The 8,238-nt window shown below is 61.9% G+C and carries 8 protein-coding genes; 6 read left to right on the plus strand and 2 right to left on the minus strand.

The annotated features are described in order from the left end of the window. Positions 1 to 38 precede the first annotated feature (38 nt). A complete protein-coding gene (locus tag Y703_RS18610) occupies positions 39 to 884 on the minus strand; it encodes an alpha/beta hydrolase (protein ID WP_253907965.1) in 846 nt (281 codons plus the stop codon). 343 nt (positions 885 to 1,227) lie between these two features. Here Y703_RS18610 and Y703_RS0107635 point away from each other — a divergent pair, with 343 nt between their 5' ends. Beyond that, positions 1,228 to 2,304 carry a quinone-dependent dihydroorotate dehydrogenase gene (locus Y703_RS0107635; RefSeq protein WP_026552232.1) on the plus strand — a complete coding sequence of 359 codons (1,077 nt, stop codon included), beginning with the start codon at positions 1,228 to 1,230 and terminating at the stop codon, positions 2,302 to 2,304. Positions 2,305 to 2,352: 48 nt separating this feature from the next. Here the strand turns inward: Y703_RS0107635 and Y703_RS0107640 are convergent, their stop codons facing one another. Then, positions 2,353 to 2,925 (minus strand): DUF3043 domain-containing protein, encoded by a 573-nt coding sequence (locus Y703_RS0107640; protein WP_026552233.1) that lies wholly within the window; start codon positions 2,923 to 2,925, stop codon positions 2,353 to 2,355. Between the two features lie 148 nt (positions 2,926 to 3,073). On the opposite strand from Y703_RS0107640, the gene Y703_RS0107645 reads away from it, so the two are divergent. From Y703_RS0107645 to Y703_RS0107665, 5 genes are all read left to right on the plus strand, one after another. Next, a complete protein-coding gene (locus Y703_RS0107645; RefSeq protein WP_026552234.1) occupies positions 3,074 to 4,477 on the plus strand; it encodes a dipeptidase in 1,404 nt (467 codons plus the stop codon). A 129-nt stretch (positions 4,478 to 4,606) separates the two neighbouring features. Beyond that, positions 4,607 to 4,987, plus strand: a complete 381-nt coding sequence (locus Y703_RS0107650; RefSeq protein WP_026552235.1) for a HesB/IscA family protein — start codon at positions 4,607 to 4,609, stop codon at positions 4,985 to 4,987. A 192-nt stretch (positions 4,988 to 5,179) separates the two neighbouring features. Continuing rightward, positions 5,180 to 6,046, plus strand: a complete 867-nt coding sequence (gene coxB, locus Y703_RS0107655; protein ID WP_026552236.1) for an aa3-type cytochrome oxidase subunit II — start codon at positions 5,180 to 5,182, stop codon at positions 6,044 to 6,046. Further along, positions 6,046 to 7,767, plus strand: a complete 1,722-nt coding sequence (ctaD, locus tag Y703_RS0107660) for an aa3-type cytochrome oxidase subunit I (RefSeq protein ID WP_026552237.1) — start codon at positions 6,046 to 6,048, stop codon at positions 7,765 to 7,767. Before coxB ends, ctaD begins: the two co-directional genes overlap by 1 nt. 3 nt (positions 7,768 to 7,770) lie before the next feature. Then, entirely contained in the window at positions 7,771 to 8,172 is a 402-nt protein-coding gene (locus tag Y703_RS0107665) for a cytochrome c oxidase subunit 4 (protein WP_026552238.1), read from the plus strand. Positions 8,173 to 8,238 lie beyond the last annotated feature (66 nt).

The following is an 8,238-nucleotide window of genomic DNA, read 5'->3' on the forward strand; positions in this document are numbered from 1 at the left end:
GGGGCAGTGGACCAGTCAACATCGGCGCCCCGGTAGGTTCAGGTGACCTGTGCGTGGCAGCGCAGCCACGCGTGCAGGGAGCGGTAGACCTCGCTGCGCACCGGCTCCCGGGATAGCAGGACGTCGTGAAGCGCCCCGTCAAACCGGCAGACGGTGACTGTTGGTCCGAGTTGCAGCGCCCGTTGGGTCATCAGGGTGACATCGAGCACGCTATCAGTCGTGAGCATCGAGTCGTTCCACACGGGGCTCACCGAGGATCGCGCGGATGCCAGGATCAGCACCGGCACGTCGACATTCAGGCCCTTCCTCACCTGCGCGTGGCCAGCGAGAACAGCTGCCACCCACCCCGCCCGGATCGGAAACCCGAACTCCGGGCGCCACTGTGGGTGGATGTCCCACTCTCCGTCGGCAGTGTTGCTGATGCTTCGCCAGTAGAGCCCGATGTCCGGGAGCATCAACCGGGCCTTGGGACGGAATCGGGTGACTGGGTCAATCAGGGTGGCGCCGCGGAGGATCGCACTGCCCTGGCTATCCAGCCAGGGGCCGTTAAGGATCAGGCTGGCCACCCGCCCGGGAAATCGGTCGACCCACAGTGACGTGATGAGCGCGCCGATGGAGTGAGCCATCAGGTGGATGGTGACCTGGGCCCCTGGGCCTCGCGTCGCCGTCAGATGGTCCCCGATGGCGTGCAGCGCCGCGTCAAGATCGTCGTCATACTCGGAGAGGTGCGCCATATACCCGGGGGTCTGCCAACTCCGGAGACTGCGTCCATATTTCCGTAGATCCAGCGCGTAAAACGCAACACCGTGCTCCGAGGAAAATTCGGCCAGCCCCCGGTGCATGAAGTAGTCGTTCCAGCCATGCACATACAGGACTGCTGTCACACTCGGAGGGTCCACTGGCGGTGGGGGTGGGGCAGGAGCCACCCGTGATCGCAGGGTCGACCACCAGGAGGGTCGGTTCGCTGACTGTCCCGGCGGGCCAGAGGGAGGGACCGGTTCGACGGGGGCGGGCGGAGCATAGGATATCAGCGTCGCCACGCACGGACCTTCGTCGTCTGTTCCGAGGTCCAACTCGGCACAGGTGAACCCGACACCCAGATAGTCCGGTTTCCAGATCAGCTCCATCGTCAAAACTGTAGCCGCTGTCGAGGCCTGTCCACCGGCGCAGTGGACGGGTCACCGCTGACGTTTGATGTTGACTGGCCCAGCATGGGAGTTTTAGATCATGCGAATCTACCCTGCCTTCTTTCGACTGGTCTTTTCCCGCATGGATGCCGAGAGGGCTCACCGTATTGGGTTCCGGCTGATTCGCGTCGCGGAGAGAACGCCGGCCGGTCCGGTTCTTCGTCAACTGACCAAACCCCACCCGGGCCTGCAGACCTCGGCCCTCGGTATGACATTCCCATCCCCGTTCGGGCTGGCAGCCGGGTTCGATAAGGAGGGCCACGGAATCACGGCTCTCACCAGCCTGGGATTCGGCCACATTGAGGTGGGAACCATCACCGGGCAGGCCCAGCCCGGCAACCCGGCCCCGCGTCTCTTTCGGCTGGTCGCGGACCGGGCGGTGATCAACCGGATGGGCTTCAACAACGATGGCGCCGCGGCAGTTGCCCCGCGTCTCAAGGGCGCTCGCACCAGGCTTGAAGGGCGATACGTCGCCAACCGACCCATCATTGGCGTCAATATCGGTAAGACCAAGTCGGTCAATCTCCGCGACGCGGTCGAGGACTACCTGGTCAGCACCCGTGAGCTGGCACCCGCCGCCGATTACCTGGTGGTCAACGTCAGCTCGCCCAACACACCAGGGCTGCGGCTCCTGCAGAATGTCGAATCACTGCGGCCCCTGTTGACGGCTGTTCGCCGGACCGCCGATGAGAGCGCAGGGCGGCGCGTCCCGCTCCTGGTGAAGATTGCACCCGATCTTGAGGATCAGGACATCGACGACGTCGCTGCCCTCGCCGTCGATCTGGGTCTTGACGGCGTGATCGCCACAAACACCACGATTACCCGGTCAGGGTTGGTGACCGACAACGCAGCGGTCATGAAGTGTGGGGTGGGTGGGCTCAGCGGTGCTCCCCTGAAGCAGCGTTCACTGGAAGTGCTCCGCCGGCTCCGCGCTGTGGCCGGTGACACACTGGCCATCGTGTCAGTGGGCGGCGTCGAGTCCGCCGAGGACGTCCTTGAACGCCTCGATGCGGGGGCCACGCTGGTGCAGGGTTACACCGGGTTCCTGTATGAAGGACCGTTCTGGGCCCGGCATATCAATCGGCGGCTGGAAGCCCTGCTCGCTGCACGGGCGTAACTCCCACGCCACTGGGTGGTCCTTGCCAGCTACGCTATGTGGGGAGGTCTAGGCGGGGTATTGGCCGCGCTTCACGAGCGCCTTGGGCAGGCGCAGCCGGCGCAACTGCAGTCCGCGGGTCACTCCGTACCACAGGTCACCGCGGGCTGGCTCGCCGAACTTGGTGGTCAACCGGGTTTTCAGGCTGCGGCGCAGCAGGAAACAATCCAGGACGACGGCGAGGATGATGATCCAGAAAGCGTTCAACACCAGCGTCTGCACCTGAAGGCTCGGCACAAAACTCAGAAGCACAAACGCCAGTGCCGCAACCATCAGGAATTCTCCGAGATTCCAGCGGGCGTCGACAAAGTCTCTGATGTAGCGGCGGGCTGGGCCCTTGTCGCGCAGCGGCAGGTAGCGCTCGTCGCCGGTATCCAGGGCCTGGCGCGTCTTGAGTCGCTCGGCCCGCTGCGCATCCCGGCCCGCTGCCCTCGCCGCCTTCCGATCGTCAGGGACAAGGGGGCGTTTCCGCGCAGCCTCCTGTGAGCTACGGCGCGGCGTGGGCACTCCCTTGCCAACTGGGCGCACTTCGGGCAACTGGTCTACTGGGGCCTCAGGGGCCTCTTTTTTACGTCCAAACACCCTTCAAGGATACCCGCCCGCACAGTGACCGTGCTCCGGGTCACTGTGCGGGTCCACTGCGTGAAGACCTACTGCGTGAAGACCTACTGCGTGAAGACCTACTGCGTGAAGACCCACTGCGCGGGACCCACTGTGTAAGGTCGACAGCATGACTGACGAACCACTCGCCTCCAGCCCAGACTTTTCAGCACAGGACCTCCGCGCCGCCGTGGCGGCTCGTTTCGATGAGACGGTCAGTCAGCTGGTTGATCTGGTGGCCATCCCCGGTATCGCCTGGGCGGCCTTCGACCCAGCTGAGCTCGACCGGAGCGCAGCGGCTGTTGCAGATCTCATCCGGGGAGCAGGAATCACCGACGTCCAGGTGCTGCGGGTCAGCACCGACGGGGTTGAGGGCGGTCCGGCAGTGGTCGCGCGCCGGCCAGCCGCACCTGGCAAACCGACGGTGCTGCTGTACGCCCACCACGACGTGCAGCCACCGGGGGATCCTGGCCTGTGGGAGAGCGAGCCGTTTGCCGCTGTCGAACGCGACGGGAGGCTGTACGGCAGAGGAGCGGCAGATGACAAGGCCGGGATTATGGCCCACCTCGGCGCTCTCCACGCGCTGGATCAGGTGCTGGGGGAGGACTTCGGCGTCGGGGTCACACTGTTCATCGAGGGCGAGGAGGAGGCAGGCTCGCCAACATTCAGGAGCTTCCTCGACGCCCACCGTGAGTTGCTGCGGGCGGATGTGATAGTGGTCGCCGACTCCAGTAACTGGAAGGTTGGGGTTCCGGCACTGACTACCAGCCTCAGAGGGCTGGTCGATGGCACGATCGAGGTGCAGGTCCTCGAACACGCGGTGCACTCAGGCATGTTCGGGGGACCGGTCCTCGACGCACCGACCCTCCTCGCCCGCCTCATTGCGACCTTTCACGACGACGCCGGCGACGTTGCCATTGCCGGACTCATCGGAGGCGACGACGCGACCGTTGACTACCCCGAAGCCGACTACCGTGCTGACGCGTCAGTGCTCGACGGCGTCCACCTTGCTGGCACCGGATCCATTGCATCCCGGCTGTGGAGCAAACCCGCACTGTCAATCATCGGGTTTGACGCCCCGACCGTCGAGCTGTCATCGAACACCCTTTTACCGCGTGCCCGCGCCAAATTCAGCTTGCGTCTCGCACCCGGCCAGGACCCGGCGTCGGCAATGGCAGCAGTGAAAGACCATGTGGAGCGCAATGCACCGTTCGGGGCGACGGTGACCTTCACGGACGGTGAAACCGGCGACGCCTTCGCCGCTGATACGTCGGCTTCTGCCGCTCAGACAGCCCTGTGGGCACTTGAGGAATCCTGGGGAGTGCCAGCTGTCGAAGCGGGAATGGGAGGATCGATCCCGTTCATCGCCGACCTGACCGAGGTGTACCCCTCGGCTCAGATCCTGATCACTGGAGTGGAAGATCCGGATTCCCGGGCTCACAGCGCGAACGAGTCGCTGCACCTCGCTGAGTTCCAGAAGGCGGTCCTTGCCGAAGCCCTGATGCTCTCGAGGATAAACACTGAGGGTCTCTGACGCTCACGCCGGGAAATGTCAACCCACGAGGGTCCGACGGCAGGGGGTTGGTCCCGAACGGGACCGCCGACGTACCATTGAGTAGGACGCAACACCGCGACACGCGTCCACAGCGAGGAGAAACCAGTCATGAGTACTTCCACCAGTGAAACCAGCACCGAAACCACCGAGGCCGCATTGGCCGCGCATGAGGTTGCTCTATCTGAAGTTGCCGCCGACAAGGTGCGCAGCCTCCTGGAGCAGGAAGGCCGCACTGACCTGCGCTTGCGCGTCGCCGTGCAGCCTGGTGGCTGTTCCGGCCTGATCTACCAGTTGTACTTCGACGAGCGCACCCTCGACGGCGATGCCGTCAGGAACTTCGACGGCGTCGAGGTCATCGTTGACCGGATGAGTGTCCCCTATCTTGCGGGCGCCTCCATTGACTTTGAAGACACTATTTCGAAGCAGGGCTTCACCATCGACAACCCCAACGCGGGTGGCTCCTGCGCGTGCGGCGATTCGTTCCATTAGCATGTGTCTGCTGCGCAAAGAAACGCAAGGATGACCTGCCAAAAGTTCGACGGCAGGCCGTCTTTGTGTCATCCGATGGCGGCGGTAACGGGTAAGCTCTACAGTAAGTAGTAAAACTAAATGTGTGCTCTTGGCGCACACGGGGTAACGCCGCCACGGGTGGCAGACACGTAAGAAAAGGAAGGGCCGTCTGTGAGTTCGCAGCACCGAACCGGCACCCGGCGCGCAAGGGTCGTCAAGATCTCCAGCATCATGCTGGTAGGCGCGCTGTTTCTGTCGGGCTGTTCAGCTGAAGTCCAAAGGGGTTGGTTGCCCGCCGAGCGCGACAACACCAACAACACCGGCCGAATCATCGATCTGTGGGTGAATTCCTGGATTGCTGCGCTGATAGTCGGCGTGATTACCTGGGGCCTGATCATCTGGTGCATCGTTGCATACCGCCGGCGCCGGAATGAAACCGGATTTCCCCGCCAGGTCAGCTACAACCTTCCGCTCGAAGTGTTCTACTTGACCATCCCGTTGTTCATGGTCTTGGTGTTCTTCTATTTCACTGACCGGGATCAGCAGGCCATTGACGCGAGGGTGGATGACCCGGATCTGGTAGTCGACGTCCGGGGGAAGCAGTGGTCCTGGGACTTCAATTACGTCAATGAAGACAAGTACTTCAGCGGAGTTCAGGCAATTATCACGGGCGAAGAGGGTGTTCCGGAAACTCTCCCCACGCTCTACCTTCCCGTCAACCAGACAGTCGAGCTCCAGCTCAACGCTCGCGACGTGATCCACTCGTTCTGGGTGCCAGCGTTCCTGCAGAAGCGCGACATGATTCCAGGCCGTACCAACTACATCACCCTCACTCCCACGCGGGAGGGCACGTTCGATGGCAAATGCGCCGAGCTGTGCGGACAATATCACTCGGAGATGCTGTTCAACGTTGCAGTGGTATCGCAGGAAGAGTTCGACTCTCACATGGCCACTCTTGACGATGGCCAACTGGGGGAAGAGTACGATCGCAATATCGAATCGGACAATGAACTAGAACCAGCAGGGAGTAACGGCTGATGTCCACTTACGAATACACGGCTGAGGATGCTGGCACCATAATTGCGCCTCGCGTAGTGCCTCGCTCCAAGGGCCGCGTTGTGGTCAGTTGGATCACCTCCACCGACCACAAAACCATCGGGTATATGTACCTGATCGCCTCCTTCATCTTCTTCTGCCTTGCAGGAGTGATGGCGCTGGTGATCCGTGCTGAGCTGTTCGAACCGGGGATGCAGATCCTGCAGACCAAGGAACAGTACAACCAGCTCTTCACCATGCACGGCACAGTGATGTTGCTGATGTTCGCTACTCCGTTGTTCGCAGGGTTTGCCAACGTCATCATGCCGCTTCAGATCGGGGCGCCCGACGTCGCGTTCCCCCGGTTGAACGCGCTGGCCTTCTGGTTCTTCCTCTTCGGCAGCACCATTGCCGTCTCAGGGTTCATCACCCCCCAGGGAGCTGCATCCTTCGGCTGGTTTGCCTATGCCCCGCTATCGAACACCACCTTCTCTCCGGGGCTTGGTGGTGACCTCTGGGTCTTTGGTCTTGCCCTGTCCGGTTTCGGTACTATTCTGGGCGCCGTCAACTTCATCACCACTATCATCTGCATGCGGGCTCCGGGTATGACGATGTGGCGAATGCCAATCTTCACCTGGAACACGCTGGTCACCGCCATCCTTGTTCTGATGGCCTTCCCTCCGCTGGCTGCCGCCCTCTTCGCCCTGGGCGCCGATCGTCGATTTGGTGCCCACATCTTCGACCCGGACAACGGGGGAGCGATCCTCTGGCAGCACCTGTTCTGGTTCTTCGGACATCCCGAGGTCTACATCATCGCGCTGCCGTTCTTCGGCATCGTCTCCGAGATTTTCCCGGTTTTCAGCCGCAAACCGGTCTTCGGTTACAAGGGTCTGGTGTACGCGACAATCGCTATTGCAGCGCTGTCGGTTACCGTGTGGGCGCACCACATGTACGTCACCGGGGCGGTCCTATTGCCGTTCTTCGCCTTCATGACCATGCTGATCGCGGTGCCGACGGGGGTTAAGTTCTTCAACTGGATAGGTACCATGTGGCGTGGCTCGATCACGTTCGAGACACCAATGCTGTGGAGCATCGGGTTCCTCGTGACCTTCCTGTTCGGCGGACTGACCGGCATCATCCTTGCATCGCCTCCTCTTAATTTCCACGTCTCGGACACGTACTTCGTGGTCGCTCACTTCCACTACGTGGTCTTCGGAACCGTTGTGTTCGCCATGTTTGCTGGCTTCTACTTCTGGTGGCCAAAATTCACTGGCAAAATGCTCAACGAACGGCTCGGAAAGATCCACTTCTGGATGCTCTTCATCGGCTTCCACGGCACCTTCTTGATCCAGCACTGGCTAGGGGTCATCGGTATGCCTCGCCGGTATGCCGACTACCTACCCGAGGACGGGTTCACTGCGATGAACCAGTTCTCGACCATCGCGTCGTTTGTTCTCGGCGCGTCGTTGATCCCGTTCTTCTGGAATGTCTATATCACCTGGCGGAGCGGCAAGAAGGTGGAGGTCGACGATCCGTGGGGCTTCGGCGCATCACTTGAGTGGGCGACGTCGTGCCCACCACCGCGGCATAACTTCACCTCGCTGCCCAGGATCCGTTCAGAGCGTCCCGCGCTGGATCTTCATCATCCCGAGCTGCAACAGCAGCACACGCCAAGCTCCGTCGTAGGACAGGCTCTTGGCGCCGCTGACCGGAAGGACGCCTAGGACATGAGGGTTGAATCCGGGCTCTTCTTTTGGGGAGCGCCCTTCTTCATCGTAGTTTCAGTCGTTTACGGCTTTCTCACCGGATGGAACGAATACGTCGGTTTTCTCGGGATCATGCTGGTCGGTGGATTGGCGGCGATGATCGGCTTCTACCTGGGATTCACCGGCCGCAGGGTCGGCATGCGGCCGGAAGACAGGCGCGACGCCGAGATCCATGAGGGTTCAGGCGAGCAGGGCCATTTCAGCCCCTGGAGCTGGTGGCCGCTGGTCCTCGGTTTGTCGGCCGCCGGCGGTTTCCTAGGACTCGCAGTGGGCTGGTGGGTGTTGTACATCAGCGTCGGCCTGGCAGTCATTGCATTGGTCGGCTGGGTCTTCGAGTACAGCCGCGGAGATCACGCACACTGACTAACTGTTGTGGAGCAATGGGCCCCCACCGTGTGGTGGGGGCCCATTGGTCGTTAACGATAGTTT

The organism is Arthrobacter sp. H20, assembly GCF_000520515.1.
GTDB lineage: Bacteria > Actinomycetota > Actinomycetes > Actinomycetales > Micrococcaceae > Arthrobacter_D.

Excerpts from the sequence above, each read along its gene's own strand:
- Y703_RS0107635 (WP_026552232.1), top strand. The coding sequence starts at position 1,228 with ATGCGAATCTACCCTGCCTTCTTTCGACTGGTCTTTTCCCGCATGGAT.
- Y703_RS0107645 (WP_026552234.1), top strand. The coding sequence starts at position 3,074 with ATGACTGACGAACCACTCGCCTCCAGCCCAGACTTTTCAGCACAGGAC.
- Y703_RS0107650 (WP_026552235.1), top strand. The coding sequence starts at position 4,607 with ATGAGTACTTCCACCAGTGAAACCAGCACCGAAACCACCGAGGCCGCA.
- ctaD (WP_026552237.1), top strand. The coding sequence starts at position 6,046 with ATGTCCACTTACGAATACACGGCTGAGGATGCTGGCACCATAATTGCG.
- Y703_RS0107665 (WP_026552238.1), top strand. The coding sequence starts at position 7,771 with ATGAGGGTTGAATCCGGGCTCTTCTTTTGGGGAGCGCCCTTCTTCATC.